The following is a 26290-nucleotide window of genomic DNA, read 5'->3' as shown; positions in this document are numbered from 1 at the left end:
CCGCGGGCCTGCGGACTGCGTCGGAAGGAAGGCTCAGGCGCGCCGGGTCGGCAGGTTCAATGACCCGCCACCGTCAGGCCGGGGCTCGCGGGCTCGCCCAGCTTCACCCACACGTTCGGGTTCACCTGCGACTGGCGCTTGATGAAGCCGTAGCCCGTGGCGCTCCAGGGCAGGATCTGGGAGGTCTTGCTGTCGAGGACGAAGTCGCCGCGGTCGGTGACGATGGTGATCACGGCATGGCCGGCGCCGGTCTCGTCGCGCACGACCGTCATGAGCAGGGACTGTCGGGGAAATCCCTCGCGGATGAGGATGCGGCGCTTCAAGAGCGCGATGTCCTCGCAGTCGCCCTTGCCGGCGTCCGGATAGGTCCAGAACTCCTGGCGTCCATAGAGCGTTATGTCCTCGACCTGCTCGATGGTGTTGTTCACGTAGCGGTTGACGCGGACGATGTCCGACCAGGTCGCGGCGGTGATGGCGATGGCCGTCGGGGACTTATCCCCGTCGCGGCAGTCGGCGTCGTGGCCGGAGCGGCAGAAGTCGATCCATCCGACCGGAGGCTTCACCTCGTCGAGGATGGGCGTGGCCGTCGTGGCGATCGGAAGGATGTTGCGCTGCGGCTGGCCTGCAACGGCCAGTTCGGTCCCGGCCATGGCGGCCAGCCCCATCAATCCCGCCAGAAAGGCGCCGAAATACCGCATCTCGCTTGGCCCCCAGAAGTTAACAGGAGGTTAATCGCAAGCGGGGGCTGGCTGCAACGATAGGGTAAATACAGGGTTAACGGCGCCGAATTGCTGAAATTGCGGCGTGATCGTGTTCGCCCTCAGGTGAAAGATTGAACGAAAGCAAGAGGGTGCGCTGTCTCGCGCAAAAAGAGAGCGTCCGGGGCACCGTCAACGGGGCCGCCGGCGGGTCCGTCCTGCTGTCGTCTCGGGAATCGATGGGCGCGAACGCCCCTCGAATCGCGCGAGCTTGTCCACAGAAACAGTGTCCCGCAGGGCTGCGGAGCGTCCGGCTTAACGCAGTCCCGCTCCCGCCCGGACGCCGTCCACCCCGCCACCGCGCTCGCGCACCACGTCGCGGCCGATCCGCAGCACGGCGGCAACAACCCGGTCGATGTCGGCCTGGCGGGTCCGGTGACTGACGACCGCGGCGCGCAGACAGTGGCGGCCGTCGAGGACGGTGTCGGACAGCGTAGCCTCTCCCTCTTCCTGCAGGCGCATCAGGATCTCCATGTTCACGTCCCGCGTCGTTGCCTCGTTCCATCCGTCGGCGCGGTAGCGGAAGCAGACGATGTTGATCTGCGCGGTGCCGATGGCCTCCAGTTCCGGCTCGCTGTCCGCCATGCCGCGCAGGTGCTGGGCCAGCGCGATGTTCTGGTCGATCAGGTGGCCGAAGGCTTCGATCCCGTGCTCCTTGATCGTCATCCAGATCTTTAGCGCCCTGAACCCTCGCGACGTCTGCAGGCCCCATTCGTGCAGCCACTCCCCGGAGGCGAGCCCGCGGGGGGATTGCTGGAGATATTCGGGGGTGAGGGCGAAAGTCCTCCTGTGCGCGGCCGCGTCGCGCACGATCACGCACCCCGCCTCGAAGGGCACGTGCAGCCACTTGTGCGGGTCCAGAGCGACCGAGTCTGCGTCGCCCAGGCCGCGGACGAGGTGTCGATGGGCGGGGGAAACCGCGAGCAAAGCGCCGATGCACCCGTCGACGTGGAACCACAGGTCTTCCCGTCGCGCGATCTCGGCAAGGGCGGGGAGGTCGTCCACGGCCCCGGTGTTGACCGTTCCGGCCGTGCCGATGATGCAGGCCGGCTGCAGCCCATCGCGACGGTCCTCGGCGATCGCCGCGCGCAGGGCGTCGAGGTCGATGCGCTGGCCGGCATCGCTTGGCACGCGCCGCAGAGCCACGTCGCCGAGGCCCAGCGCCTCCAACGCCTTGCGGTGGCAGCTGTGCACCTGGTCCGACGCGTAGTAGCGCAGCGGGCGCGGCAGGGCGGCCACCCCGAGTGCGCGCACATCGATGCCGGCCTTGGCGTTGCGCGCGACGGCCAGAGCCATGAGGTTTGCCATGGAGCCGCCGCTCACCAGGGCGCCGCTCGACCCCGCCGGGAACCCCACCGCCTCGCGCAACCAGTCCACGACCTGCCGGTCCATCATGGCCGCCGCGTGCCGCCCGCCGCCGAGGTTGGAGCCCTGCACGGCTGCCAGGAATTCGCCCAGTGCGCCGGTGAAGTTTCCCGCGCCCATGTACCAGGCGAAGAAGCGTGGATGGACGTTCCCCATCGGGTAGGGCATCAGGCTTTCGGAGAGTGTCGCATAGAGGTCGGGCAGCGGCGTGGGGCCGCGCGGAAGCGCCTCCCGGAACACGGCCTCGACAGGAGAGGGATCGCGCCAGGACGGTCGGTCCGACACACCCTGGAGATAGGCGATCGCGTCGTCGACCATGCGGTGGGCCACCGCCCGCGCCTCGTCCCAGGACGGCGGATCCAGCCCGCGCTCGGTGTTCTCGATCATGGCGGTCGCTCCTCAAGCCGCGAAGCGGCAGGCGGGCGTGGAGAGCGAGAGGGCGATTTCCTCCTGCGTCATCTCCGGCTCGATCCCCTCGAAGAGAGGCGTCGACATGTAGCGCTCGCCGGTGTCCGGCAGCATTGCCAGGACGGTGCTGCCGGCCGGCAGGCTCTCCGCGATCCGGCACGCGACCGCCGCCGACGCGCCGCCGGAGATGCCGGTCAGGATGCCTTCGCGCTGGGCCAGGGCGCGCGCCATGGCCACGGCATCCTGGCCGGAGACGGCCGCCAATTCGTCGTAGTGGCCACGGTCCATGGCCTCCTGCAGGACGAGAGGAATGAAGTCTGGCGTCCAGCCCTGAATCGGATGCGGCTGGAAGGCGGGATGGGTCGCGGAGGGGTCGCCGTCCGACCCGCGCGCCTGGGCCTGGCCGCTCGCCAGCAGCGCGGCATTGGCGGGCTCGGCGAGGATGATGCGGGTGTCGGGCCGCTCGCGACGCAGCACGCGGCCGACGCCGGTCACCGTTCCACCGGTGCCGTAGCCCATCACCACGGCGTCGAGCCGGCGGCCGGTGAAGTCGGCGACGATCTCGCGGGCGGTCGTGGTCTCGTGGATGGCGGCATTGGCGGGCGTTTCGAACTGGCGGGCGAGGAACCACCCATTGGCCTCGGCGAGCTCGATGGCCTTGCGCACCATGCCGGTGCCCTTCTCCGCGCGCGGGGTGAGCACCACCTTGGCGCCCAGCATGCGCATCAGTTTGCGGCGCTCGATCGAGAAGCTGTCGGCCATTGTGACGACGAGAGGATAGCCCTTCTGCGCGCAGACCATCGCGAGGCCGATGCCGGTGTTGCCGCTGGTCGCCTCCACCACCGTCTGGCCGGGGCGTAGCGCGGCGGTCCGCTCGGCCGCCTCGATGATGCCCAGCGCCAGCCGATCCTTCACCGAGCCGCCAGGGTTGAAGAACTCCGCCTTCACGTAGACGGTCGCATGGCGCGGCCCGACGTGATTCAGTCTCACGGTCGGGGTATCGCCGACGGTCTCGAGAATGGATTCGAACAGGCGTCCCCTTCCGGCGGTGGAGCGGATGGCGGGGTCCAGGGCTGGCTTTGCGCTCATCATGGGTCTCTGGTCCTCTATGGGATGACTTTCCGGCTGCCTCGGTGCAGCCGGTCCTCGCTCGTGGTAGAAGGAGTGGACCGCGATGCCGTGGGAGGGAGCGTGGAGGGGCGCGTGGAAATGGCCGTGTCGGCGGGCTCTCCACGCCTCGGCGTCAGGCTGCTGGGCCGTCCCGAGGTCCTGACAGGCGGCGTGCCACGCCCGCTTCCCGCGTCTCGCAAGGCGGTGATGGTGTTGGCCTACCTGGCGGTGGCGAGCCGGCCCGTCGCGCGAAGCCAGCTGTGTGACCTGCTGTGGGACGGGCCCAACGATCCGCGGGGCGAACTGCGCTGGTGTCTCACGAAGCTGCGGCGGCTGCTGTCGTCGGGTGACGCCGATCCCATCGAGGCGAAGGCGGACCACGTCGCCCTGGCGCTGGGCAATGCGGACGTGGACGTTTGGGCCCTGCAAGCCGCCACGCGGGATGGGTTGGCGCGGCTCGGCGTGGCGGACCTGGAGGACCTTGCGGCGCGCTTTCCCGGGCCCTTCCTCGACGGGGTGCAGGCCGACCGCGCCCCCGCCTTCGAGACCTGGTTGTCGGGCCAGAGGCGATCGTTCCGGTCCCTTCACCTGGACGTCGTCGGCCGGCTGTGCGAGGCGCACCCGGCGGGCACGCCGGGCCGACTGCGTGCCCTGGAGGTCCGCGCCGGACTGATGCCCGAGGACACCCCGGCGCACCTCGCGCTGCTCGAGGAACTCGCCCTCCACGGAGATCTCGCCGGAGCCGAGGCGCACCTCGCGGCCACTGCGAAGGTCTACGCCGCCGAAGGACTCGACTCCGCGCCGCTGCGCAGTGCCTGGCGGGCGCTGCGCGCGACGCCGCGGGTCCAGCCGTCGCCGGCCCTGACCGTGCCCCTCGCCCGGGCGGCTGACCCGTTGGCGCGGGCGGGTGGCGCGCGCCGGCGCCCGCGCGTCGCGATCATGCCGCCCACCGCGCAGACCGACGCCACCGGCCTCGCCGACGCCGTGGCCCATGACGTGATCGGCAGGCTGGCACGGCTTCGGTCCCTGGCGGTGATCGCGTGGGGCTCGGTGAGCGCCCTGGCCCGTCGAGGGCTTTCGCCCGAAGAAGCGGCCACGGCGCTTTCGGCCGACTATTTGGCGGGCTTCTCCACCCGGTCCTTCAGCGGGCGCACGCGGCTGGACGTCGATCTGGTCGATGCGGCGACGCGCACGCTGCTGTGGAGCGAGACCTTCGACCTCGTGCGCGAGCAGGGCCTCTTGCTTCTCGAGGAGGTGGGGAGCGCCGTCGTCGCCTCCCTGAGCCACGCGGTCGAACTGGCGGAGCGCGACCGTGCGCTCGTGAAGCCCGCCGGCTCCCTGACGGCGTGGGAGGCTTACCACCGCGGCCTGTGGCACATGTACCAGTTCACCGTCGCGGAGAACGGCCTGGCGCTGGCCGAATTCCAGGAGGCCGCCCGGCTCGATCCCACCTTCGCGCGCGCCCACGCTGGGATCTCGTTCACCCATTGGCAGAACGCCTTCCAGCGTTGGGGCGACCCGGTGCAGGAGACCGCGGCGGCCTACGCCGCGGCCTCCCGCAGCCTTCTCGTCGACGATCTCGATCCGCTCGCGCACTGGTCGATGGGCCGCGCCCTGTGGCTCAAGGGCAGCCATGGCGAAAGCCTCGCGGAACTGCGCCGGGCGATCGACATCAGCCCGAGCCTGTCGCTCGCCCATTACGCGATCGCCTTCGTGCAGTCCCAGTCCGGCGACCCGGTCGAGGCCATCCGAGCGGCGGAGCAGGCGCGCCAGCTCAGTCCGTTCGACCCCCTGCTCTTCGGCACGTACGGGGCGCTGGCCATGGCCCATGCGCGACTCGAGCAATTCGCGCAGGCCGCCGAGTGGGCCCTGTTGGCGGTGGCGCAGCCCAACGCCCACCGGCTCATCGTGGCGATCGCCGCCCATTGCCTTGCCCTTGCGGGCCGGCTGGAGGACGCGGCCCCGCTGGCGGTCCGTCTCAGGGCGGGGACGCCACCCTACCTGACGTCCGACTTCCTGGCGGCGTTCCACTTCGCGCCGGAGGGCCGCCAGCTCTTTCAGCACGCCGGGAGGCGCCTCGGGCTCGCCTGAGGTGGTCCCGGCTCCTGAAACGTAAAGAGCCGGCTCCTCGGGGCGGGGAGCCGGCTCGGCGATGCCGGTCGTGGGACGGATGGGGACGGGACCGGAACCGCGGGTCCTCCGCGGGGCGCGGGTGACGCTGGGCATCATCCGGGCGAACCGGTTGCCGCGCGCTCAGCGGGACAGCTCGAATGCGACCGAACGGCGACGCGGCCGGGCGCCCGGTCGCCTGCGCAAGGCCGGCCGGCGAAGGGGCAGTGCCCTTCGCGCCAGGCTCAGAGCTGGAGGTCCTCGTCGAACAGGTCTTCCGGAATGGGCCGGACGAACTCGACGGCGATGCCGGTGCCGAACTGGCGCACCACGCGGGCCGGGGTCGAGCCGATCGTCACGGCCGTGCCAGGCGGAACGGCGAAGTTCGTCGTGATGGCGACACCCGACATCGACAGGTCGATGATGCGGCCGGCGCCCTCGCGCCCGTTGGCGAGGCGGATGAGCACGTTGACCTGCCGCGGCGTGATGCGCTCGTGACGGCGGTCCTCCGGCAGGCCCAGCTCATGGCGGTTGGCGAGCCAGGTGAGCTGGTTGGCGAGTTTGTCCTGCTTGCGCTTGGTGGCGACGATGGTGGCCGCGAAACCGAGCTCCAGATGGCGCACCACGATGCCCTCGAGACGCCCGAGGTGCTCCAGGTACATCACGATCCGCTCGCCGATGCGACCCTTGATCGGGGCCATGACCGCGATGCCGCCCGGCGACATGTTGATCGTCTGGCAGGGATATTCCTCGCGGTTCTCCAACATAAACCGGCCGAGGACGACCACTTTCACCCGCTGGTGGCGGCGTCGTTCGAGCGGTCTGGCGCGCAGCTTGAGTGCCTGGGTCATTCCATGGCCGGACGAGAGAGCGGAAGGGTCTCCGCAGGATCGGCCACAGTGGTTAACACCCCTTTATCGTGCGTCAACGCGTTTGACTTATTTCTACCCAGCCGCGTTGCACGGCGTTAAGTCGTCAGGCCTCCCTCGAACACCCGCAGGTGCCCGCGTCGGCTTCCCACCACCGTGGGGCCCTGCTGGACGGGCTGCTGGGCGACCCGCGGCGTTCCGCGGACGATTCGCATGCTGACGAGGTGCAGGGACTGCAGCGGCGTCAGGCCGAACCATGGCGGCAGCGTCGCCGCGGACAGGCAGCCGAGCACCCTTGCGTGGGTTCGTCCCCGATGCCGCAGGGGGAGGAGCAGGAGCTCGAGCTCGATCTGCTCGCCGTCCTCGGTCTGTCCGACGACCCCCGCCACCGCCGGGCGAGCCTCGTCGCAGACCACGCGCACGAGGGCCGCCCCCTCGGCGCCCACCGCATTGGCGGGACTGCGCCACAGGAGCGAGAAGGGCGTGTCCTTGAGCTCGCGGCCGAACAGGGCGCAGACGCGCGTCCCCGCCAGGCGGAACGGGTGACTGCCGTCGGCCTCCACGTCGAGCATGAACGTGTCGGCGAGGGCGGTGCGGATCGCGCCGGGTTCGATCTCCGAGCGCTCGGGCGCCAGGCGGTCGCCTCGGATCTGGTCCCAGTAGGCGAACAGGGCGCAGGTGGTGGCGTGTCTCATCGTGGCTCACTCGGACGGTTGTCCCGTTTGGGGACAAACGTCCTGATCTGGTACGCGTGGCACATCGGTTTCCCGTTGTGGAGCCTTGGAAAGGTCACAACCGAGGAAAGTCAGCAGTCCGCGTGCCAACACTTTGGTAACCTTAAGAAGACGTTCCCGTTGTGAGGGAAGTCACGCGCTGCGACCTTGCTCTCGACCTGTCGGGCACCGCGTCGCTCCTGTGCGGTTACCGTCGAACTCGGGCGCGGACCTCCAACCGCGCACGCCCGGTCCAAAGGGGGAGAGTCGAGGCTCTCCCCCTCTTTTTTTGGCCACGCGATGCGGCACCTCCACGCTTGAAACCGGGGAAGCCCACGGCCATGGTGGCCGCGAGGCGGCGCACTCCGCGCGCTCAAGGCCGGATGCGCATGGATCCCAAGCTACGCGAACCTCTCTTCAACGTGCCGGGCATCGTCATCGGGCTCATCGCCGTGATGCTGCTGATCTACGGGTTCGGCGATTCGCTGCTGGACGAGGAGACGCTGTTCGTCGACTTCGCCTTCATCCCGGCCCGGCTGGGGCTCCTGTTCGGGATGGATCCCGCAGCGGTCCTGAACGCGAGGGTGCTGGCCAACCCCAGCGACGCCAACCGCCTGGCTGCCTCGCTGGCGCAGGAGTTCGCGATCCGCGGCGAGGTGAAGCCCTGGACCCTGGTGACCTACGCGCTGCTGCACGGCAGCTGGGCCCATGTCCTGCTCAACTCGGTATGGTTCGTGGCCTTCGGCACCGCCGTCGCCCGCCGCTTCGGGTCCGTGCGCTTCCTGGTGCTGTTCGCCGTGACGGCCGTGGGCGGCGCGCTGGCGCATTTCGCGACCCACAGCTCCGAGGTGATCCCCATGGTGGGGGCCTCGGCCTCGGTCTCCGGCGCCATGGCGGCCGCCATGCGATTCGCCTTCCAGCCGGGCGCCCCGCTGGGCGTGTTCCGGGTGGACGACTCGCTCGCCTACCGGCTGCCGGCCCTAGGGCTCGGCTCGGTCTTCGCCGACCGGCGCGTCCTCAACTTCGCGCTGGTGTGGTTCGGCCTGAACATCGCGACGGGCCTGCTCGCGCCCGGCCTCGGCCTGGTCGATTCCTCGATCGCCTGGGAGGCCCACATCGGCGGGTTCCTCACCGGCCTTCTCGTCTTCCCGCTGCTGGATCCGGTGCCGCGCGGCCCGCAGGCCTGACGGGCTCGTTGCGACAAACGGCCGATTGGCGCATTGTAATCTCCCGGGCGCCGTTCACACGGCCTGCCTCGCAGCGGAGACCCTGGAAGGGCGCGCGGGTGGGACGGGCGCGCGCCGCATCGTCCCCCACAACCGCAACGCCAATGGAGGGACGCATGACCGTGGGTCTAATCCTCGCCTCGAAGGGGCGAGACGTCGTCACCATTCCGCCGCACCGGACGCTGACCGACGCCGTGCAGCTTCTCGCCGAGAAGCGCATCGGCGCCGTGATCGTCGCCGGTGCCGATGGCAAGGTGCTGGGCATTCTCTCCGAGCGCGACATCGTGCGCGCCCTGGCCGCCGGCAGCCACGTGATGGGCGATCCGGTCTCGCGCTACATGACCAGCAAGGTCGTCACCTGCGGTCCCGACAGCCTCATCGGCGACATCATGGAGGACATGACGTCGGGCCGCTTCCGTCACATGCCGGTGGTGGAGGGCGGTCGCCTGGCGGGCATCATCTCCATCGGCGACGTGGTCAAGTTCCGCCTGGCGGAGTTCCAGCACGAGGCCGAGGCGCTGAAGGAATACATCACCGTCGGGTGAGGGCGCAGTCCCGAAGGCCCCGAAGGTCCAGCCAGGTGCAAAGCCGCGCTGGAGATGGATCCGCACGCTCTCGGGACGACGTGAGGGGCACGCCCGGCCATGGAGCCTGGCGCGCTCACGCGGGTTGCGTGAGGGATTCCATAGCGGCCTGGATCTCGTCGAGGGCATGCGCGACGGCGTTCTCGCCCAGCGCGATGCATTCCTCGGCGCGGTGGAAGTCGAACAGGCCGACGCGGCCCAGCTTGGGCTTGAGGTGAATGTCCGGCGGGTCGCCGGCCAGGCGCGACCGCGCGATGCGGTCCTGCGTGATGTTGAAGGCGTCGACCATCACCGAGGCGAGGCCGGGCCCCGTCACGGAGCGGCGCGTCATGCGCTGGCCAATAGACCGCGCCGCGCCGATCACGGGGGAGAACAGCCCCTCGGCCAGCGTCTCGGCCATTTCGTCGGTCGGCGGCTCGGCGAGGCTGCCATGGTCCGGGATCACCGCGCCCCGGCCGTAGAGATCGTGGTTGAGGTTGACCGCGATGATCAGGTCCGCCGACATCGCCCGCGCCGTCGTGACCGGGATCGGGTTCACGAGCGCGCCGTCGAACAGCCAGCGGCCGCCGAGCCGGATCGGGTCGAAGATGCCCGGCAGGGCATAGGAGGCCTGCAGCGCCTCCACGAGGTGCCCGCGGGTGAGCCAGATCTCGTGGCCTGTCCGCAACTCGGTGGCCACGGCCGCGAAGCGGGTCGGCAGGTCCTCGATGGCGAGGCCGCCGACGTCGCGCACGAGGAGCTTCTTCAGCCGTTCTCCGCCGATCAGGCCCGAGCCGATGTGGAAATCCATGAGCCACAGCACGCGGCTCTTGGTCAGCGAGCGGGCGAAGTCTTCCAACTCGGCGAGCTTGCCGGCGGCGTGGCAGCCGCCCACCACGGCGCCGATCGACGTGCCGGTGATGACGTCGGCCTTGATGCCGGCCCGCTCGAGCGCCCGGATGACGCCGATATGGGCCCAGCCGCGGGCCGCGCCGCCACCCAGGGCGAGCCCGATGCGGGGAGGGCGGCCGGGGCGATCGGTGGGGAGGTCAGTCAGCATGGCGGGTCCGCGCGAGGGCCGGCCAGCACTCTAGCCGGTCGGGCGCCGCGGACAATCGGTTACCTCGGAAGAGACGATCCGCGCGTCAATGGTCCGCGAAGGCGAGCGTCACCGTGCCGTCGGCCCCGGTCTCGACCCGGCGATAGAAGCAGGCGCGCCGGCCGGTGTGGCAGCAGCCGCCGTCGCCGGCCACCGTCACGCGCAGGAGCAGGCAGTCCTGGTCGCAGTCGGTGCGGATCTCGACGAGGGTCTGGATCTGGCCCGACGTCGCGCCCTTCAGCCAGAGTTCGCCCCGGGAGCGCGACCAGTACCAAGCCTGGCCCGTCGCCAGGGTGCGGGCGAGCGCTTCAGTGTTCATGTGGGCGACCATCAGCACCTCGCCGGTCGTCGCCTCGACGGCGACGGCGGTGATCAGGCCGTTGGCGTCGAAGCGGGGCGTGAAGGCGGTGCCTTCCTCGATCTCGGCCTTGCTGCCCGGCGGCGGAAACGCGGCGGCCACCATGCGGCTCTCCCTGCAAATGAAAACCCCGCCCGCGATGTCGCGGGCGGGGTTCCATAGCATGATCTCCGGAGGTGGCCAGAGAATCGCGCTCGTCCCGTCAGGCCATGGTGTCAGCGCAGGCCGCGCACCATGGTCAGGAACCGGACCTGCTCCGCCGGGTCGTCCCGGAAGATGCCGGTGAACTGGGTGGTCATGGTCGAGGAGCCCTGCTTCTGCACCCCGCGCATGGACATGCACATGTGCTCGGCCTCGATGATCACGGCGATGCCCCGCGGCTTCAGCGCCTCGTCGATGGCCTCGACGATCTGCGCCGTCATGGTCTCCTGCGTCTGCAGGCGGCGGGAGAACACGTCGACCACGCGGGCGAGCTTGGAGAGCCCCACCACGCCCTCGGCCGGGAAGTAGCCGATATGGGCCTTGCCGACGAACGGCACCATGTGGTGCTCGCAGTGCGAGTAGAACGGGATGTCCCGCACCAGCACCATGTCGTCGTATCCGGCGACGTCCTCGAACACGCGCGCCAGAACCTCGGAGGCGTCCTCGCGGTAGCCCTTGAAGAGTTCGTCGTAGGCCTTGGCGACACGCTTGGGCGTGTCCAGCAGTCCCTCGCGCTCCGGGTCGTCACCGGCCCATCGGATGAGGGTGCGAACTGCCGCCTCAGCCTCCTCGCGCGTGGGGCGCTTCAACGTCGACTTGTCGGCAATCGGCTGGGCCGGTCGCGCGGACAAGGGCTTAACCACGGCATCCATGTGGAGCCTCCGCTCTTGATTTACGTGTCTGATACGTTTGCCCCCGCGCCCTGGACCATAGGCGCGGCGCTTGGACGCAGCACCATCACGTTCACGGGAAGGGGGTGCAACCGATCATTTCGCGGACCTCGCAAGCGGCGTCCGAAGGCCTTATATTGGGGCCATGCTGAACGACATCTACAACAAGCGGATCCTCGAGCTGGCGGCCGACATCCCGCGGCTGGGACGTCTGGATCACCCGCAGGCGAGCGCGACCGCGCATTCGAAGCTGTGTGGCTCCACCGTGACGGTCGACGTGGCGATGGACGGGGACACGGTCGCGGACTTCGCCCACGACGTGAAGGCCTGCGCTCTCGGCCAGGCCTCGTCGTCGATCATGGCGCGCCACGTGGTGGGCTCGACCTCCGCCGAACTGCGCGCGCTGCGCGAGACCGTGCGACGGATGCTCAAGGAAAACGGTGATCCGCCGGCCGATCCCAAGTGGGCGGACATCGCGGTGCTGCTGCCGGTGCGCGACTTCAAGGCGCGCCACGCGTCAACCCTGCTCACCTTCGACGCGGTGGTCGACGCGATCGGCAAGATCGAGGCGGCACGGGAAGCCGCGGAGTAGGGCAGCGGAAACTCTGCGTCCTTCGACACGCTGCCTGCGGCGGCTCAGAGAGTGTGAATCAGGTTCCGGTGCGGCGTTGCATCTGACGTCTCCAGCGCACGGCCACCTCTCCATCGTCCTGCCCGGGCCAAGCCCTGCCAGGGCGCCGAGAGGGAGGTGCAGGCTGAACCGCCGAAAGACTCATGCGCTCTGAGCAGGCCGCGGCACGGCCGTTTCAAACGCAGGACCCATCAGCCACGCGCCGTCAGGGCGCGTAGCCGAGCGGGAAGGTGTAGCTCGCGCTCGCGCCCAGCGTGAACTGGTCCTTGGAGCCGAGGTTGCGGACAATCGGGCTGTCCGCCGCACCGCCGACCAGGCGGTCGTAGCCGCCACGCACCGTCGTCGACCACTGGTCGTTCCACCGGTAGGTGGCCGCGGCGGCGACGCCGACCGACTTCACGCCGGGATCGGCCTTGTACTGCGTGACGTTGCGGTTCTGCAGGGCGTCGACGCCGGTCACGCCGAAATAGGTGTCCATGTACTCGGAGCCGGCGAACTGCACGCGCGGGCCGCCCGAGATCACGAACTTGCCGACGCGCTGGACGTAGTCGAGGGCGAGGGTGCCGACGAGGCCGTTGTAGCCGTTGATGCCGTAGCGCATCTCGCCGCGCACGCGCAGCGTGTCGGCCAGGGCCCAGAACTCGCCGTACAGGCCGGGCTCGAGCGCCCACTTGGCGTCACGGATGCCGTAGAGGCGGCGGTCGTTCTCGCGGTAGCGGCCCGACTGGTACTTGCCGACGAAGCCGATCGCCCACTGGCTGTCGCCGAAGAGGGCGATGCTGACGCCGTCGTCCGGCGCGCTGTAGTTGTCCGGCGTGCCGGCGCGGCGCAGGCTCAGCGACGGATAGGCGATGAAGCCGTAGGACTTGGCGCCCGGGAAGTTGGGCGAGAGGACCACGTTGCCCTTGATCGTGAGGAGCCAGCCATAGGGCTGCTCGGCGACCTTGGCCGTCCGCGGTGCGGTATCGGCGGCATAGGTGCCGGCGGAACCGACCAGCGCGGCCCCGAAACTCAGAACACCGACGGACCGTGCAAACGAAGACGCAACGCGATATGGGAACGACATTCCAGCTCCAATGATCTCCCGCCACGCCGCAGCGGGTACGCACGAGACGCTGGCCGAACGGCCCGCTTCGACGAAACCGACAGGACGACCGAACCACGTGCCTGACGACACGGATCGCCCTCAAAGCAGTCACAAATGTGGCTCTGCTCGAGCGTCGCTGCAACCTCACGCAGGGGTTTCGGTCGCGAGATTTGTCCTGCGTGTCTATCAGGTCACGGCTTCGTCGCTGATCGGGCGTCAGTGCCGCCACCTCCCGAGCTGTTCGGAGTACATGGACGAGGCGATGCTGCGGCACGGCTTCTGGGCCGGCGGCTGGATGGGATTCGCCCGGATCTGTCGCTGCAACCCCTTGGGAACCCACGGACTCGATTTCGTCCCGGCCGCGTTGCCCGCGCAAAGCGCGTGGTATAGACCGTGGCGCTACGGGCGCTGGCGGGGGACGAACTCCGAGCCGCCCGTCTGCGAGGCCGTCGTTCCGGGCGACGGGGCGGCCCCGCGCCGTTCCTCCTGAGCCGTCCGCCCCATCGCTTACCTGCTTCGTGCGCAGGAGTGAGCCGGAGACCCGCCATGATCAACGTCACTTTTCCCGATGGCGCCGTGCGGTCCTTCCCCGAGGGAACGACCGGCCTCGACATCGCCAAGGGCATTTCGCCCTCGCTCGCCAAGCGCACGGTCGCCATGGCGCTCGACGGCACGCTCGCCGATCTCGCCGATCCGATCGCCAGGGACGCGAAGCTCGAATTCGTGTCGCGGGAGGATCCCCGCGCGCTCGAGCTCATCCGCCACGACGCCGCCCACGTGCTGGCCGAGGCGGTGCAGAACCTCTGGCCGGGCACGCAGGTCACCATCGGCCCGGTGATCGAGAACGGCTTCTACTACGACTTCGCCCGCAACGAGCCCTTCACGCCCGAGGATTTCCCGGCGATCGAGGCGGAGATGCGGGCCATCATCGCGCGGGACAAGCCCTTCACCAAGGAGGTGTGGTCCCGCGAGCAGGCCCGGCGCGTCTTCGCCGAGAAGGGCGAGGCCTTCAAGGTCGAGCTCGTGGACGCGATCCCCGAGGGGCAGGACCTCAAGATCTACCGGCAGGGCGACTGGTTCGACCTGTGCCGCGGCCCGCACATGACCTCGACGGGCAAGATCGGCCAGCACTTCAAGCTCATGAAGGTGGCCGGCGCCTATTGGCGCGGCGACAGCAACAACCCGATGCTGACCCGCATCTACGCCACCGCTTTCGCCACGAAGGAGGAGCTGGACGCCTACCTCACCCAGCTCGAGGAGGCCGAGAAGCGCGACCACCGCCGGCTCGGCCGCGAGATGGACCTCTTCCACTTCCAGGAGGAGGGGCCCGGCACGGTGTTCTGGCATCCCAAGGGCTGGACGCTGTTCCAGACCCTGATCGCCTACATGCGCCGGCGCTTGCGCGGCGACTACGACGAGGTCAACGCTCCGCAGGTGCTCGACAAGAGCCTGTGGGAGACCTCGGGCCATTGGGGCTGGTACCAGGAGAACATGTTCGCGGTGAAATCCGCGCATGCCTTCACGCATCCCGAGGATCCGGAGGCCGACCAGCGCATCTTCGCGCTCAAGCCGATGAACTGCCCCGGCCACGTGCAGATCTTCAAGCATGGGTTGAAGAGCTACCGCGACCTCCCGATCCGCCTTGCCGAATTCGGCGCGGTGCACCGCTACGAGGCGTCGGGCGCGCTGCACGGGCTGATGCGCGTGCGCGCCTTCACGCAGGACGACGCGCACATCTTCTGCACGGAGGAGCAGCTCGAGGCAGAGTGCCTGGCGATCAACGACCTGATGATGTCAGTCTACCGCGACTTCGGCTTCGAGGAGGTGATGGTGAAGCTCGCCACCCGTCCCGAGAAGCGCGTCGGCACCGATGCCATGTGGGACCACGCCGAGGGCATCCTGAAGAAGGTGCTCGGCAAGATGGCGGCCGACTCGAACCGCATCAAGACGGGCGTGAACGAGGGCGAGGGTACCTTCTACGGCCCGAAGTTCGAGTACACGCTGCGCGACGCGATCGGCCGCGAATGGCAGTGCGGCACCACGCAGGTCGACTTCAACCTGCCCGAACGCTTCGGCGCGTTCTACATCGGCGCCGACGGCGAGAAGACGCGGCCCGTGATGGTGCATCGTGCCATCTGCGGCTCGATGGAGCGCTTCCTCGGCATCCTGATCGAGAGCTATGCCGGCAACTTCCCGCTCTGGCTCTCGCCCGAGCAGATCGTGGTCTGCCCGATCACCAGCGACGCCGACGACTACGCCCGCGAGGTCACCCGCGCCGCGCTCGACGCGGGGCTGCGGGCCCGCTTCGACCTGCGCAACGAGAAGATCAGCTACAAGGTCCGCGAGCACTCGCTGGCCAAGGTGCCGGTCATCATCGCGGTGGGCCGCAAGGAAGCCGCCGAGCGCACCGTGTCGATCCGCCGCCTGGGCTCGCAGGCCCAGCAGGTCCTGGGACTCGACGCAGCCTTGACCGCCCTGGTGGACGAGGCCGTGCCGCCGGACCTGAAGCGCAAGGCGGCGATGCGGCAGGCAGCGGAGTAGGAGCGGGCGGAGAAATCTTGCGTCCTTCGACACGGCCGCTGCGCGGCCTGCTCAGAGCATGTGAGCCTCTTAGCCAAGGACCGATACTCCAGCTCAAACCGACCTTTCAGCCGTCATCCCCGGGCTTGGCCCGGGAACTACGACTTTGCCTGCGCCATTCTGCAGTCGTGGGTGGCCGGGCCAAGCCCGGCCATGACGCGGAGAGAGTGAGGCAAGCTGGACGGCTGAATGATTCCCATCCTCTGAGCAGCCGCATGGCGGCCGTGTCGAAGGACGCACCGCCCTCGACCTCACTTCTTCTGCAGGTCTATCCAGGCCACCAGGTCGGCGGCCTCGTTCCGGCCGATCTGCATGTCCGGCATCTTGGGATGCGGGTTCATGAGGAAGCGCTGGAGGCTGTCGTCCTTGTAGCCCTTGGCGGCGATAGCGGAGAAGGGCGGGACGTCGGCCTTGCCGCTCGTCTGCTCGGGCGTGACCACGTGGCACTCCGCGCACCAGCGCTGCGCGATGACCTTGCCGTTGGCCGGATCGCCCTTCCTGGCTGCGGCCGCGGGCTCCTGGGGCAGGGGCGTCGGCGCCACCACCTGGGCGGCGGCCGGAACGGCCAGGGCGGTCACGAGGCCCAGGGCCAGAACGCGAAGCGTGAAAGCGGGGGAGCGGTCCATGGTCGATCCTCAGGGCCGGCGCGGAATGCGTCTGCGGAGAAGACTCCCACGCTCCGCGCCGGGTTCAAACGACATGGATCAATGCCGGCCGGCTATTTGACGATGACCTCGATGTCCCTGTCGAAGCCGGACTTCACGTTGAACTCCTGCGTGTACACCTTGCCGCCGTTGCGGGCGATGACGACGTAGTCGCCTTCCGCCAGCGTCATCGACGGAAAGGCGCCGATCGCCTCGCGGATGGTGTCGCCGCCGGGCGTCAGCACGCTGAAGGAGGTGTTGGCCAGCGCCTCGGTGCCGGCGGCGATGACCAGCTTCAGGGTCACGGTGGCGGCGCGATGGCGCAGCGTCGCCTCGGTGACGCGGCCGCTTTCGACCTTCAGGTCGGCATTGGTGATGGCGTTGGAGTCGCCATAGGTGGAGACCACGCGGTAGGTGCCCTCCGGCAGGCGGATGAGCTTGCCGCCGCTCACGTCCGACACCACGACGCGGGCTTCCGGGTCGTTGCCGATCGGCACGAAGACGTTGAACTTCAGCTTCTCGGGCGGGATCGGCGTGTCGCCGATGACGCCGCCCAGCACCAGCGCGCCTGCGTTGATGACGAGGCTCTCGTTGACCGCCGTCGGTCCCATGACGATGCGCTTGGTGGCGCTGGCCAGGCCGAAGGTGACGTGCACGACGTAGACGCCGGGCTCCAGCGAGAAGGACGGCGCCGGCTGCTGGGAGGTCTGGACCAGCTGCGGCTCGTCCCCCGCGTCCCGGTAGAGGCGCCAGACGAGCCCGTTGCGGATGAGCCCCGATTGCCCTGGCAGGGTGGCGTAGATGTTGAGCGTGCCGGTGTCGCGCGGGCCGGTGGTCGCGTTCGAGTCGCGGCCGGGCGTCGGGGGCGCGAGCGGTGGGGTCGGCGTGGTGGCCGAACGCCCGTCCGCCGGGGAGGCGGGGGCGGGAAGCGTCGGTGCCGGCAGGGTAGGTGCCGGCAGGGTCTGCGCCGCCGCGCCCGCCGCGGAGGCGGCGAGGGCGAGGGCGACGACGGCCGTTCGGAATGCGGTCAACAACGTCATGGATCTGCCAATGCGCCGCCCGGTGACGAACGTCAACGGGCAGTTGCCACGGGTGCCGCCTCCTCGCGGCCTCTCACGAGGTCGGCGGCGGCCGTCAGCAGATTGTCGCGCGAAAGCGGCCGGAACGTGAACTCCACGCGGTGATGGCCGGCGGGCACCTCCACGCCACGGAACAGCAGGTTGGCGCGCAGCACCGTCATCGGCTCGCCGTCCACCGTCACGTCCCAGCCCGGATAGTAGAGGTCGTGCAGCACGAGCAGCCCGGCCTGTTCGGTGCTCACCTCCAGCGTCACCTTGTTGCGCTTGTAGGCGAGGATGCTGACCGTGGCGTGGGAGGGCGGCGTGCCCGTGGTGCGGTCGGGATCGGGGTAGCTGCGGTCGAGCAGCTCGACGTCCGACTTGTCGATGAGGGCGGCCTGGGTGCGGTCGAATTCGGGCAGTTCCTCCTGGTCCAGGGCCTCGTCCACGTCCACCGGCTTCAGCAGCGTCGCGACGTAGGCCCGCGGCGCCGCCGGCGCCAGCCGGTAGATCCACAGCGTGTCGGAGCCGTGCAGCAGGGTGGCCCCGCGCAGCCGCGGGAAATGCGTGGGCAGCTTCTCGGCGGGCCGGTCGAGCACGAGATATTCGAGGCCGAGCAGCGAGGCGAGGCTGCAGCGGTAGCCGCGGAACGTGCCGGGGAACTGGCGCAGTCCGAGCTCCACCGCGTTCTCGCCCGAGCCGACGGCGCGCTCGTACTCGGAGATGCGCAGCGCGTTGTAGCCCACGGTGTCCTCCAGCCCGAGGACCATCGAGGCGTTCTGCCAGGCCCCGCCCAGGCCCAGGATCTCCACCCGGGGCCGCTCGCCGCGGGCATGGCGCTCGTCGAGCTCGCGCTTCAGGGTGGCGAGGCCCGCATAGTCGGACGGGCTCAGCGCGTTGTAGACGGCGTAGCGGGTGGCCGGCTCCATGTTGAGCGCCGAGGCGGCGTTGCGCCACACGAGCTCGCCTCCGGTCAGCGCCACGATGGCGGCCGCCGCCATGGCGCGCGTGGCCGGGCTCGGCTGCGGCATGGCGAGGCTGAGGCCGATGAGCGCGATGCCGAGGAACAGCGCCGCCTGGATGAAGGCGGCCTCGCCATGGCCCACGCGCAGGGAGAAGCCCACGCCGACGGCGATCAGGCCGGCGGGCAGCAGGGATGCGGCGAGGCCGGAGGCCACCCGGCCCAACCCGCCCGGCGTGCGCTCGCGGCGCGGCGTGCGCACGTAGCGGTGCAGGCTGTAGCCGGCCAGCACGGCGAGCGCGATGTTGATGTAGAACGTCGCGTCCGCGGGGCGGCGGTACAGCGAGATGCCCGGCACGTGGTCGAACAGGCGCACGAAGATCGGGGTGTAGCGCCCGAAGGAATAGATCAGCGCCGCCACGAGCAGCGCCACGAAGAAGCGGACCTCGCGGTCGGCGAGGGCGCGGCGGCCGATGCCCTGCCAGAAGATCATCACCATCGGCAGCGTGCCGGCGAACAGGTAGTTCACCGCGCGGTCGGTGTAGGTGCCTTCCGGAACCGTGTCCCACATGGGACCCCAGTAGTCGTAGGTCAGGTTCAGCGTGCCGAAGATGTTGGGCGCGACGAGGGTGGCCAGGCTCGAGGGTGGCAGCGAGTTCATGGCCGCGACGCCGTAGGAGATGGCGGGCCGGTTGGAATCCATCAGGAACTGCAGCGTCAGCAGCGCCGGCACGGCGAGCAGCGCCACCACGGCGAGGCCCATGCCGAAGAGCAAGGGCAGGCGGCCGGCGAACCAGCGCAGTGGCCGGTCCTGGCCGAGCGTGAGGTGCAGCACGAGGCCGGCCAGCGTCAGCGTGCCGAGGAAGGCGATCTGGTCGCGGCCCAGCGCCATCAGCGCGGCGCTGAGCGCGAAGCCGGCGGCCTGCAAGAGGCGCGAGCGGCGCTCCGGCGCGGTGAGGGCGCCCTCCAGGAACACGAAGGCCGGCACGAAGAAGGCGTAGCTGAAGATCATGCCCGTGTGCTGCAGGCGCGCCGCGGCCGAGCCGCCGAGCACGATCATCATGGCCGCCAGCACCGCGCCCGCGGGATGCCAGCCCTTGCGCGCGAACAGCGCCAGGATGGCGAAGGCCGGCAGCAGCAGGTGGGCGAAGACCACCGTGTCGAAGAGCTCCATGGAGGGCGCTGGCACGAGCCAGGCGAAGGCCACCATGGTGGGCGTGAAGAGCAGCGACTGCGGGTCGGCGACCGCCGGATGCCCGCTGAAGTGATAGGGGTTCCACAGCGGCCACTCGCCCTGGGCGAGCGAGGCGCCCAGGTGCCGCAGCATGGGATAGAAGTGGTTCTTGCTGTCCCAGGGCACCACGCCGCCGGCGATCCACCACAGCGAGGCCGCCACGGTCCAGAACAGGCACACGGCCGCGACCGCCACGCCCACGTCGCGGCGCGACCAGGTATGCGGGGGAACGGTGTGGGAGCCACCCTGAGTGCTCGCCGCCGGCGGGGCCGGGGAGCGCTGGGCGAAGGGGAAGCGCATGGGCTGGGGCGTCCTGCGGGCGCGGGGGGAGGGGAAGCGGCCTTGACGGACGTCGGCCACCGCCTTAGCTCGGTAGCCCTGCGCGCCCGGGGGGCCATCACCGGCCTTGGCCCGGGATATGCCAGCGACGCCCTGAACGGCGCATGAATGCGTCAGCCCGACGCACGAGATCCTGCCGACGGACACCATGACCGACACCTCCGCCTGGACTTCGCCCGCCACGATCGAGCTTCTGCGCACGCGCCGGTCCCTGGCGCCGCACCTGATGACCGGACCCGGCCCGACCGCGGCCGAGCTCGAGGCGATGCTGGCCATCGCCGCGCGCGTGCCCGACCACGGCAAGCTCGCGCCCTGGCGTTTCGTGATCGTGGAAGGCGCGGCCCGCGACCGGCTGGGCGCCATCGCCGGCGACATCTTCGTGACGAACAACCCCGGCGCGGATGCCGAGCGCGTGGCGCTGGAGCGCAACCGCTTCTCCCGCGCGCCCGTGGTGGTGGCGGTGGTGAGCCGCGCCGCGCAGCACCCCAAGATCCCCGTGTGGGAGCAGCAGCTCTCGGCCGGCGCTGTGTGCATGGCGCTGACCACGGCCGCCGTGGCCATGGGCTTCGTCACCGCCTGGCTCACCGAGTGGATGGCCTATGACCGGGCCTTCATGACCGCCTTCGGCCTCGCCGAGACCGAGGTGGTCGCCGGCTTCGTCCACATCGGCCGGGGCGAGCGCCCCGAGGATCGCGTCCGGCCGGTGATGGCCGACATCGTCACGCGCTGGGCCTGAGACCGGAGATCCCCCGATGTTCTACGACACCGTCACCTACGGCCACGGCCTGCCGCACGATCCGCTGAAGGCCATCGTCGCCCCGCGGCCCATCGGCTGGATCTCGTCGCTGAACAAGGCCGGCGAGCTCAACCTCGCGCCCTACAGCTTCTTCAACGCCTTCTCCTCGCGCCCGCCCATCGTCGGCTTCTCCAGCGAGGGCCGGAAGGACAGCGTCACCTTCGTCGAGGAGACGGGCGAGTTCGTCTGCAACCTCGCGACCTGGGACCTGCGCGACGCCATGAACGCCACCTCGGCGCCGCTCGCGCGCGGCAAGTCCGAGTTCGAGCACGCCCGCCTGGAGCAGGAGCCCTCGCGCCTGGTGAAGCCCCCGCGCGTCAAGGGCGTCGCGGCGGCGCTGGAGTGCAAGCTCGTGCAGGTCGTGCAGCTCAGCACCCACCAGGGCGAGCCCATGGACACGCACCTGGTGCTCGGCCAGGTGGTCGGCGTGTTCATCGACGACGCCTACATCACCCCCGAGGGCCGCTTCGACATGCTCAAGGCCAGGCCCATCGCCCGCTGCGGCTACGCCGACTACGCGGTGGTGGACAGCGCCTTCGCGTTGGAGCGCCCGACGCGGGCGTGAGGGCGCGCTGCGCCAGGTCACACGCCGCCCCCTCTCAGCCGTCCTGGCCGGGCTTGGCCCGGCCATCCACGACTTTGCCGGGACCGCGCCCAAGTCGTGGGTGGCCGGGCCAAGCCCGGCCATGACGGAAAGGTGGGAGCGTGGAAGAGGCAACCCTCCGCCCCCTGCCTCATGCGCCCGACGCAAGGCGCACACGCGCAAATATCCGGCAATTGGCAGGTGAGCCGCCCACGGATTGGGCTATGGTGGGGGAGCCCGCCCGTCCCGCCGCCCGTTTCCCCTGCCGCGATGAGCTACCGCCACCTTCTGCGCCAGCATGGCGGCATCGTCCTGCTGGGTTACGGCCTGGGGTTCCTCTCCTCGGTGGGGCAGACCTTCTTCATCTCGCTGTCTGGGCCGGACCTCCGGGCCACCTTCGGCCTCTCCAACGGCGCGTTCGGCTCCATCTACTCGCTGGCGACGCTGTGCTCGGGCCTCATCATGATCTGGGCGGGCGGCGTGCTCGACCGGGTGTCGACGCGTGCCTATGCCGGCGTGGCGCTGGCGGGGCTGGGCTTCTGCGCGCTGGGCCTGTCGCTGGCGCCCAGCGTCGTGGTGGTCGGCCTGTGCCTGTTCGGCCTGCGCTTCTTCGGGCAGGGCATGATCGCGCACGCCGCCGTCACCGCCGCCGCCCGGCTGCCCCAGGGCATCCGCGGACGGGCGGTGAGCATCGTCGCGCTGGGCTTTTCCAGCGGCGAGTTCCTGCTGCCCGGCCTCGTGCTGCTCGTCATCGCGACCTGGGGCTGGGTGTTCCAGTGGCGCATCGCGGCGCTGGTGCTGTTTTCGGTGCTGGCGGTGGTCCTCACCACCACGGTGCTCGCCGACCGCCGCGCCCGCCGCATGGCGGCCGCCGGCGCCGCCCCCGCGCCCGATGCCGCGCCGGCCCCGGCCGTGAAGCTCATCGGCCGGCGCGACGTGCTGAAGGACTGGCGCTTCCTCGTCTTCATCCCGTCGATGATCGCGCCGAGCGCCATCGTCACCGGCATCTTCTTCCACCAGCGCCTGCTCGCCGACATCTTCGGCTGGAGCCTGGAGGCGCTGGCCTTCGGCATTCCCGCCTATGCCGGGGCCGCCATCTGCACCAACATGGTGATCGGCTGGCTGGTCGACCGCTTCCGCGCCGTGCGCGTGTGCCGGTTCCACCTCGTGTTCCTGGCCATCGCGGCGCTGACGATGATGTCGCCGGACGGCCCGCCGCATCCCATCGTCTTCTTCGCGCTGCTCGGCGTGAGCTCCGCCGCCAATGGCGTGGTCGTGCCGGCGGTGCTGGCCGAGCTCTACGGCACGGAGCGGCTGGGCACGATCCGGGCGCTCGCCGGCGCCATCGGCGTCGTCGGCTCGGCCTCCACGCCGGGGCTTTTCGGCTTCGTCCTCGACGCGAAGGTGGGGTTGGCGAGCCTGGCCATCGGCTGCGCCATCTACCTCGCCGTCGCGTCCGCCCTGAACTGGCTCATCGCCGCCGGGCCTGCGAAGCGCAGTTGACGATCGTCATTTTCCGACGTTGCCTCACACCCGCCCCGGTACCGAAATGGCCGCCCCGGTGACGTCCGATGCCGCGTCGCTGAGGAGGAAGCCGATCACGGAGGCGAGTTTCTCCGGCCGGACCCAGCGGGCAGGGTCGGCATCCGGCATGTCCGCGCGGTTCTGGGGCGTGTCGATGATGCTGGGCAGCACGCAGTTGATGCGCACGGCGTCGGCCTTCGCCTCGTCCGCGAAGCTTTCCATGAGGCGCAGCACCCCGGCCTTCGCCGCCGCATAGGCGGCCAGGCCGGCCGGCGCCTTGACGGCCGCTCCCGCGGCGACGGCCACGATGCTGCCCCGCCTGGCCGCGCGCATGGGCGCCATCGCCGCGCGCACGACGTTCACCGTGGTCACGACGTTGAGGCGGAACATGCGTTCGAAGAGCGCGGCGTCGCTGTCGGCGAGCGATGCGTAGGCGAAGCCCCCGACGGTGTGGACGACCCCGTCGATGCGCCCGTACGCCTTCAGGGTGTCCTCGATGACGGTGGCCACCGCCCCGGCGTCGGTCAGGTCGACGCCGGCATGCAGCGCGTGTCCCTCTCCGGCCCCCGACAGCGCGGCCTCGAGAGCCGCATGCTCGCGGTCTACCGCGACGATGCGGACGGGGCGCTGCGCGAGTTCGCCGAGAACCGCGCGTCCGAGATTTCCCGAGGCACCGGTCACCATCACGACGCTGGGGCTGGTCATGTCTTGCTTCCTTGTCACGGTCGTCCGCGGCGGGACGTGGAAAGAACGATGGCCTCGATCCTGTCCCATGCGGCCTGCAGCGCCGTCAGCGCCAGCGCGATGGCCAGGACGGGGGCGAGCGGACGCAGGGGTTCGAGGCCGGTGGCGTCGAGCAGCATCGCCGCCCCCCTCCAGGCGGCGAACGCCACGAGGACGGCGACCGCGGTGGCCAGCAGAGGCCAGGCGAGGCCGCGCGGGCCGGTTCCGTGCCGGGTCACAGCAGCCTCGCATGGCGCATATCGACCTTGAAGATCAGCATGTCGCCCCGCCGCTCGACCTCGCCCTCGAGCTCGACGGGCAGGGCGGTGAGGTCCAGCAGCGCGGGCGGCGGCTTGCCGCCGTCCTGCGCCGCCAGCACCAGGAACTGGCGGCCCGCCACGGGCATCGCCGCGACGAAGATGGCGGGCACGTCGCCGAGCAGGCAGAGCTCGGCGCAGGCCCGGTGCGACAGCCCGGAACCGGGCCGCATGCCGCCGGCGTAGCACTTGCCGTCGCAGATCTCGCCCGCCACGCGCCACCGTCCCAGCCGCTGCACCGCCGGCGCCTCCCGGGCAGGCTCGCCCGCCACGGGACGGGGCGGGCCGTCGAGGACCAGCATGGCGACGTCGCCGCGCCGCAGCAGCCCGCCCGAGACCTCGACGGGGGTGGTCGAGGCCGCGACGTCCGCCCCGCGCTTGCCGTCGCCGACCAGCAGCACCGCCCGGCCGAACGGCATCGCGGCGTCCGGCGCCAGGTGCAGGACCGGGTAGGGGTCGGCGGTGACGATGCCCTTCAGGCTGCGGTCCGCCGCCCAGGGCTCCGGCCGCACCTCCACCGCCGGCGCGAAGGCGAGCAGGCGCGCCGCGGGATCCTCGACCGTCCGCCCGAGCAGCAGCCCCAGGCCGGCGAGAAGGGCCAGAAGCACCAGGGCCACCGCGCCGCAGAACCGCAGCAGGGACGGCGGCACGGAACGGCTCCAGCCGATGAAGAAGGGCTCCCGCTCGCCAGGCACGCTCATGCGTTCGCTCCGGCGGTCACGGGCGCCACGGGGGTGCCCGGCGGGTGGGCTCGCGGGTCGAGCAGGAGGCGGCCGTCGCGGATGGCGAGGGTGTAGGTGGCGATCCGCTCCGTGAACGGCGCCGGCGCGCAACCGTCCGTCACGCGGTACTGGTAGCCGTGCCACGGACACACGACACACCCGTCGATGAGCCGGCCCTCGCCGAGCGGGCCGTTCTGGTGGGCGCACAGGTTGCTGATCGCCGACAGGCGGCCGGCATCGTTGAAGATCGCGACGGCCTCTCCGCCCTCCGGCCTCACCACCAGCGACCCGCCCGCGGGCACGGCGTCGCTCGCGCCGACGTCGATCCAGGGCGCATCGTCCGCGGGGGGCCGCAGGGCCGCCTCGTCCTGCCGCCGGCTCGACAGCGCGGCGGCGAGATGCAGGCCCAGCAGGGCGGCGCATGACGACGCGACGACCAGCGCGAGGCCGGTCTCCCGGGCATCCTGCAAGGCGCCGAGCCCGACATGCGCCACGACGAGCCCATAGGCGGCATAGACCGCCATGTGCAGCGCCTTCCACGTGGCGGGGCCGAGAAAGGCCAGCCAGAAATCATGGCTGGTGGCGGCCATGATCGCCAGGATCAGCAGGGCCGCGACCCCGAGCGGGATGAAGGGAAAGCCCTGCCAGTGTCCCGACCCCGTGTCGGCCACGAGCAGGGCCCGCCAGGGGTCGAGGGAGCTGTAGGCGAAGTACCAGTCGAGCACGGCCGTGGCGTGCGCCGCGGCCATGAAGAAGACGAGCACGCCGAAGTGCCGGCGGTTGTAGAGACACGGCAGGAAGCGACGGTCCAGGCGCGCCAGCGGCCCGATGGCCAGCACCAGCGTGAGCAGGATGAAGGCGCAGGTTCCGTAAGCCCGGATGGACAGGGTCTGGTCGTCCAATGTGCCCGGCGCGGCCCGTCCACCCCAATGAAAGAAGGCGGCGAGGTAGGCCACGATGCCGGCGACGAGCACGGCGTCGTACACCCACTTGGCAGGGGTCCAGCTGACGGGGACGAAACGGACGCTCATGGTCGTGCTGTCCTCACGGCGGGGCGATCATCGTCGACGTGGGTGCCGTCACGACGCCGGGGCGCAAGCTCCACGCCGCCGCCAGCAGCGCGGGCAGGAGCAGCGCGAGAACCGACCAGGCGAGCAGGTGGGCGCGTCGATGGGCCAGGCGCATGGTGTCAGGCCTCCCCGTTGAGCCGGAACCAGCGCCACAGCACGACCGGCCACAGCATGACGAGCCCCGGGAGCAGGAGAGGGCGGAACGCGTAGGCCCCGCGCGCCGCGGGCATGACGCGGTCGATGCCGACGGCGAGGAACACCACCGCGACGAGCGCTCCGGCCGCGCCATAGGCCCACGCCACGGCCAGCACCCCGTCGCTCCAGCTCGCTGCGGTCACCGGCATTCCATCCTCGCGGCAGCCGGACCGTCCGTCTCGTCCCCGGCACGTGTCATGGAGTCTCCGATGTCCGACGTCGCCGGACCCTGGGCGAAATCCCGATCACATCCAAATGTCTTTGCCGTGACCGCCACGTTGCGCGCTCCGTCCTGCTCCGTGAAGAGGGCGTCGGCGCGGTTGCCGCCATGGCCGGCGTGGCCCACTCTGCGCGGACGATGCGCACGCCGCAGCGT

Annotated in this window: 27 protein-coding genes; 9 read left to right on the top strand and 18 right to left on the bottom strand. The window is 70.3% G+C overall.

The features are described 5' to 3' along the window. Positions 1-56: 56 nt before the first annotated feature. The 3 genes from Q0Q47_RS17440 to cysK form a co-directional block, all read right to left on the bottom strand. Positions 57-698 (bottom strand): transglutaminase-like cysteine peptidase, encoded by a 642-nt coding sequence (locus Q0Q47_RS17440; protein WP_293862632.1) that lies wholly within the window; start codon positions 696-698, stop codon positions 57-59. Between the two features lie 315 nt (positions 699-1013). Further along, positions 1014-2510: a pyridoxal-dependent decarboxylase gene (locus tag Q0Q47_RS17435; protein WP_293862630.1), complete on the bottom strand. Its 1497-nt coding sequence runs from the start codon at positions 2508-2510 to the stop codon at positions 1014-1016. Between the two features lie 12 nt (positions 2511-2522). Then, positions 2523-3620, bottom strand: a complete 1098-nt coding sequence (cysK, locus tag Q0Q47_RS17430) for a cysteine synthase A (RefSeq protein ID WP_293862628.1) — start codon at positions 3618-3620, stop codon at positions 2523-2525. A 120-nt stretch (positions 3621-3740) separates the two neighbouring features. On the opposite strand from cysK, the gene Q0Q47_RS17425 reads away from it, so the two are divergent. Beyond that, positions 3741-5732: a transcriptional regulator gene (locus Q0Q47_RS17425; protein ID WP_293862744.1), complete on the top strand. Its 1992-nt coding sequence runs from the start codon at positions 3741-3743 to the stop codon at positions 5730-5732. Between the two features lie 263 nt (positions 5733-5995). Here the strand turns inward: Q0Q47_RS17425 and Q0Q47_RS17420 are convergent, their stop codons facing one another. Beyond that, positions 5996-6601, bottom strand: a complete 606-nt coding sequence (locus Q0Q47_RS17420) for a PilZ domain-containing protein (RefSeq protein WP_293862626.1) — start codon at positions 6599-6601, stop codon at positions 5996-5998. Positions 6602-6717: 116 nt separating this feature from the next. Beyond that, a complete protein-coding gene (locus Q0Q47_RS17415; protein WP_293862624.1) occupies positions 6718-7314 on the bottom strand; it encodes a PAS domain-containing protein in 597 nt (198 codons plus the stop codon). A 407-nt stretch (positions 7315-7721) separates the two neighbouring features. On the opposite strand from Q0Q47_RS17415, the gene Q0Q47_RS17410 reads away from it, so the two are divergent. Further along, entirely contained in the window at positions 7722-8519 is a 798-nt protein-coding gene (locus tag Q0Q47_RS17410; protein WP_293862622.1) for a rhomboid family intramembrane serine protease, read from the top strand. A gap of 155 nt (positions 8520-8674) precedes the next feature. Then, positions 8675-9103 (top strand): CBS domain-containing protein, encoded by a 429-nt coding sequence (locus tag Q0Q47_RS17405; RefSeq protein ID WP_293862620.1) that lies wholly within the window; start codon positions 8675-8677, stop codon positions 9101-9103. Positions 9104-9218: 115 nt separating this feature from the next. Here Q0Q47_RS17405 and Q0Q47_RS17400 read toward each other — a convergent pair whose 3' ends face one another. The 3 genes from Q0Q47_RS17400 to folE form a co-directional block, all read right to left on the bottom strand. Next, on the bottom strand, positions 9219-10181 hold the full coding sequence (locus Q0Q47_RS17400) for a patatin-like phospholipase family protein (protein ID WP_293862618.1): 963 nt from the start codon (positions 10179-10181) through the stop codon (positions 9219-9221). An 85-nt stretch (positions 10182-10266) separates the two neighbouring features. After that, positions 10267-10683: a phosphoribosyl-AMP cyclohydrolase gene (gene hisI / locus Q0Q47_RS17395; RefSeq protein ID WP_293862616.1), complete on the bottom strand. Its 417-nt coding sequence runs from the start codon at positions 10681-10683 to the stop codon at positions 10267-10269. Positions 10684-10793: 110 nt separating this feature from the next. Beyond that, positions 10794-11432, bottom strand: coding sequence for a GTP cyclohydrolase I FolE (gene folE / locus Q0Q47_RS17390; protein WP_293862614.1), 639 nt, complete (start codon positions 11430-11432; stop codon positions 10794-10796). Positions 11433-11595: 163 nt separating this feature from the next. Between folE and Q0Q47_RS17385 the strand changes: the two genes are divergently transcribed. Then, positions 11596-12042, top strand: coding sequence for an iron-sulfur cluster assembly scaffold protein (locus tag Q0Q47_RS17385; protein WP_293862612.1), 447 nt, complete (start codon positions 11596-11598; stop codon positions 12040-12042). Positions 12043-12286: 244 nt separating this feature from the next. Here the strand turns inward: Q0Q47_RS17385 and Q0Q47_RS17380 are convergent, their stop codons facing one another. Beyond that, a complete protein-coding gene (locus tag Q0Q47_RS17380; RefSeq protein WP_293862610.1) occupies positions 12287-13147 on the bottom strand; it encodes a MipA/OmpV family protein in 861 nt (286 codons plus the stop codon). A 157-nt stretch (positions 13148-13304) separates the two neighbouring features. On the opposite strand from Q0Q47_RS17380, the gene yidD reads away from it, so the two are divergent. Beyond that, the gene (yidD, locus tag Q0Q47_RS17375) at positions 13305-13658 is read left to right on the top strand and encodes a membrane protein insertion efficiency factor YidD (protein WP_293862742.1); all 354 of its coding nucleotides are present in this window, start codon (positions 13305-13307) and stop codon (positions 13656-13658) included. A gap of 56 nt (positions 13659-13714) precedes the next feature. Then, positions 13715-15709, top strand: coding sequence for a threonine--tRNA ligase (gene thrS, locus Q0Q47_RS17370; RefSeq protein ID WP_293862608.1), 1995 nt, complete (start codon positions 13715-13717; stop codon positions 15707-15709). A gap of 290 nt (positions 15710-15999) precedes the next feature. Here thrS and Q0Q47_RS17365 read toward each other — a convergent pair whose 3' ends face one another. From Q0Q47_RS17365 to Q0Q47_RS17355, 3 genes are all read right to left on the bottom strand, one after another. Continuing rightward, the gene (locus Q0Q47_RS17365; protein ID WP_293862606.1) at positions 16000-16374 is read right to left on the bottom strand and encodes a cytochrome c; all 375 of its coding nucleotides are present in this window, start codon (positions 16372-16374) and stop codon (positions 16000-16002) included. A 92-nt stretch (positions 16375-16466) separates the two neighbouring features. Then, positions 16467-17432 (bottom strand): hypothetical protein, encoded by a 966-nt coding sequence (locus Q0Q47_RS17360; RefSeq protein ID WP_293862604.1) that lies wholly within the window; start codon positions 17430-17432, stop codon positions 16467-16469. A 32-nt stretch (positions 17433-17464) separates the two neighbouring features. Continuing rightward, positions 17465-19945 (bottom strand): YfhO family protein, encoded by a 2481-nt coding sequence (locus tag Q0Q47_RS17355; protein ID WP_293862602.1) that lies wholly within the window; start codon positions 19943-19945, stop codon positions 17465-17467. Between the two features lie 187 nt (positions 19946-20132). On the opposite strand from Q0Q47_RS17355, the gene Q0Q47_RS17350 reads away from it, so the two are divergent. From Q0Q47_RS17350 to Q0Q47_RS17340, 3 genes are all read left to right on the top strand, one after another. Next, a complete protein-coding gene (locus tag Q0Q47_RS17350) occupies positions 20133-20720 on the top strand; it encodes a nitroreductase (protein WP_293862599.1) in 588 nt (195 codons plus the stop codon). A gap of 16 nt (positions 20721-20736) precedes the next feature. Beyond that, complete coding sequence (locus tag Q0Q47_RS17345; protein ID WP_293862597.1) at positions 20737-21345, top strand: flavin reductase family protein; 609 nt, start codon at positions 20737-20739, stop codon at positions 21343-21345. 288 nt (positions 21346-21633) lie between these two features. Continuing rightward, positions 21634-22866: an MFS transporter gene (locus Q0Q47_RS17340; protein ID WP_293862595.1), complete on the top strand. Its 1233-nt coding sequence runs from the start codon at positions 21634-21636 to the stop codon at positions 22864-22866. Positions 22867-22890: 24 nt separating this feature from the next. Here the strand turns inward: Q0Q47_RS17340 and Q0Q47_RS17335 are convergent, their stop codons facing one another. From Q0Q47_RS17335 to Q0Q47_RS17310, 6 genes are read right to left on the bottom strand one after another with little or no spacing between them, the layout of a single operon-like run. Then, the gene (locus Q0Q47_RS17335) at positions 22891-23592 is read right to left on the bottom strand and encodes an SDR family NAD(P)-dependent oxidoreductase (protein WP_293862593.1); all 702 of its coding nucleotides are present in this window, start codon (positions 23590-23592) and stop codon (positions 22891-22893) included. A gap of 14 nt (positions 23593-23606) precedes the next feature. Next, complete coding sequence (locus Q0Q47_RS17330; protein ID WP_293862591.1) at positions 23607-23849, bottom strand: hypothetical protein; 243 nt, start codon at positions 23847-23849, stop codon at positions 23607-23609. Further along, a complete protein-coding gene (locus Q0Q47_RS17325) occupies positions 23846-24628 on the bottom strand; it encodes a hypothetical protein (RefSeq protein ID WP_293862589.1) in 783 nt (260 codons plus the stop codon). The genes Q0Q47_RS17330 and Q0Q47_RS17325 overlap by 4 nt, the downstream gene beginning before the upstream one ends. Next, positions 24625-25680, bottom strand: coding sequence for a Rieske 2Fe-2S domain-containing protein (locus tag Q0Q47_RS17320; protein ID WP_293862587.1), 1056 nt, complete (start codon positions 25678-25680; stop codon positions 24625-24627). Before Q0Q47_RS17320 ends, Q0Q47_RS17325 begins: the two co-directional genes overlap by 4 nt. 13 nt (positions 25681-25693) lie before the next feature. Continuing rightward, positions 25694-25834 carry a hypothetical protein gene (locus Q0Q47_RS17315; RefSeq protein ID WP_293862585.1) on the bottom strand — a complete coding sequence of 47 codons (141 nt, stop codon included), beginning with the start codon at positions 25832-25834 and terminating at the stop codon, positions 25694-25696. Between the two features lie 4 nt (positions 25835-25838). Beyond that, positions 25839-26063, bottom strand: coding sequence for a hypothetical protein (locus Q0Q47_RS17310; RefSeq protein ID WP_293862583.1), 225 nt, complete (start codon positions 26061-26063; stop codon positions 25839-25841). Positions 26064-26290: the final 227 nt, after the last annotated feature.

Source organism: uncultured Alsobacter sp. (assembly GCF_945952055.1).
Classification (GTDB): Bacteria; Pseudomonadota; Alphaproteobacteria; order Rhizobiales; family Beijerinckiaceae; genus Alsobacter.
The sequence above is the reverse complement of the archived record's forward strand: the minus strand, read 5'-3'. Positions and strand labels throughout refer to the sequence as shown.

What these genes read in the sequence shown, in the direction of transcription:
- Q0Q47_RS17440 (WP_293862632.1), bottom strand. Translation starts at nt 698, where the DNA reads ATGCGGTATTTCGGCGCCTTTCTGGCGGGATTGATGGGGCTGGCCGCC.
- Q0Q47_RS17435 (WP_293862630.1), bottom strand. Translation starts at nt 2,510, where the DNA reads ATGATCGAGAACACCGAGCGCGGGCTGGATCCGCCGTCCTGGGACGAG.
- cysK (WP_293862628.1), bottom strand. Translation starts at nt 3,620, where the DNA reads ATGAGCGCAAAGCCAGCCCTGGACCCCGCCATCCGCTCCACCGCCGGA.
- Q0Q47_RS17425 (WP_293862744.1), top strand. Translation starts at nt 3,741, where the DNA reads ATGGCCGTGTCGGCGGGCTCTCCACGCCTCGGCGTCAGGCTGCTGGGC.
- Q0Q47_RS17420 (WP_293862626.1), bottom strand. Translation starts at nt 6,601, where the DNA reads ATGACCCAGGCACTCAAGCTGCGCGCCAGACCGCTCGAACGACGCCGC.
- Q0Q47_RS17415 (WP_293862624.1), bottom strand. Translation starts at nt 7,314, where the DNA reads ATGAGACACGCCACCACCTGCGCCCTGTTCGCCTACTGGGACCAGATC.
- Q0Q47_RS17410 (WP_293862622.1), top strand. Translation starts at nt 7,722, where the DNA reads ATGGATCCCAAGCTACGCGAACCTCTCTTCAACGTGCCGGGCATCGTC.
- Q0Q47_RS17405 (WP_293862620.1), top strand. Translation starts at nt 8,675, where the DNA reads ATGACCGTGGGTCTAATCCTCGCCTCGAAGGGGCGAGACGTCGTCACC.
- Q0Q47_RS17400 (WP_293862618.1), bottom strand. Translation starts at nt 10,181, where the DNA reads ATGCTGACTGACCTCCCCACCGATCGCCCCGGCCGCCCTCCCCGCATC.
- hisI (WP_293862616.1), bottom strand. Translation starts at nt 10,683, where the DNA reads ATGGTGGCCGCCGCGTTTCCGCCGCCGGGCAGCAAGGCCGAGATCGAG.
- folE (WP_293862614.1), bottom strand. Translation starts at nt 11,432, where the DNA reads ATGGATGCCGTGGTTAAGCCCTTGTCCGCGCGACCGGCCCAGCCGATT.
- Q0Q47_RS17385 (WP_293862612.1), top strand. Translation starts at nt 11,596, where the DNA reads ATGCTGAACGACATCTACAACAAGCGGATCCTCGAGCTGGCGGCCGAC.
- Q0Q47_RS17380 (WP_293862610.1), bottom strand. Translation starts at nt 13,147, where the DNA reads ATGTCGTTCCCATATCGCGTTGCGTCTTCGTTTGCACGGTCCGTCGGT.
- thrS (WP_293862608.1), top strand. Translation starts at nt 13,715, where the DNA reads ATGATCAACGTCACTTTTCCCGATGGCGCCGTGCGGTCCTTCCCCGAG.
- Q0Q47_RS17365 (WP_293862606.1), bottom strand. Translation starts at nt 16,374, where the DNA reads ATGGACCGCTCCCCCGCTTTCACGCTTCGCGTTCTGGCCCTGGGCCTC.
- Q0Q47_RS17360 (WP_293862604.1), bottom strand. Translation starts at nt 17,432, where the DNA reads ATGACGTTGTTGACCGCATTCCGAACGGCCGTCGTCGCCCTCGCCCTC.
- Q0Q47_RS17355 (WP_293862602.1), bottom strand. Translation starts at nt 19,945, where the DNA reads ATGCGCTTCCCCTTCGCCCAGCGCTCCCCGGCCCCGCCGGCGGCGAGC.
- Q0Q47_RS17350 (WP_293862599.1), top strand. Translation starts at nt 20,133, where the DNA reads ATGACCGACACCTCCGCCTGGACTTCGCCCGCCACGATCGAGCTTCTG.
- Q0Q47_RS17345 (WP_293862597.1), top strand. Translation starts at nt 20,737, where the DNA reads ATGTTCTACGACACCGTCACCTACGGCCACGGCCTGCCGCACGATCCG.
- Q0Q47_RS17340 (WP_293862595.1), top strand. Translation starts at nt 21,634, where the DNA reads ATGAGCTACCGCCACCTTCTGCGCCAGCATGGCGGCATCGTCCTGCTG.
- Q0Q47_RS17335 (WP_293862593.1), bottom strand. Translation starts at nt 23,592, where the DNA reads ATGACCAGCCCCAGCGTCGTGATGGTGACCGGTGCCTCGGGAAATCTC.
- Q0Q47_RS17325 (WP_293862589.1), bottom strand. Translation starts at nt 24,628, where the DNA reads ATGAGCGTGCCTGGCGAGCGGGAGCCCTTCTTCATCGGCTGGAGCCGT.
- Q0Q47_RS17320 (WP_293862587.1), bottom strand. Translation starts at nt 25,680, where the DNA reads ATGAGCGTCCGTTTCGTCCCCGTCAGCTGGACCCCTGCCAAGTGGGTG.
- Q0Q47_RS17315 (WP_293862585.1), bottom strand. Translation starts at nt 25,834, where the DNA reads ATGCGCCTGGCCCATCGACGCGCCCACCTGCTCGCCTGGTCGGTTCTC.
- Q0Q47_RS17310 (WP_293862583.1), bottom strand. Translation starts at nt 26,063, where the DNA reads ATGCCGGTGACCGCAGCGAGCTGGAGCGACGGGGTGCTGGCCGTGGCG.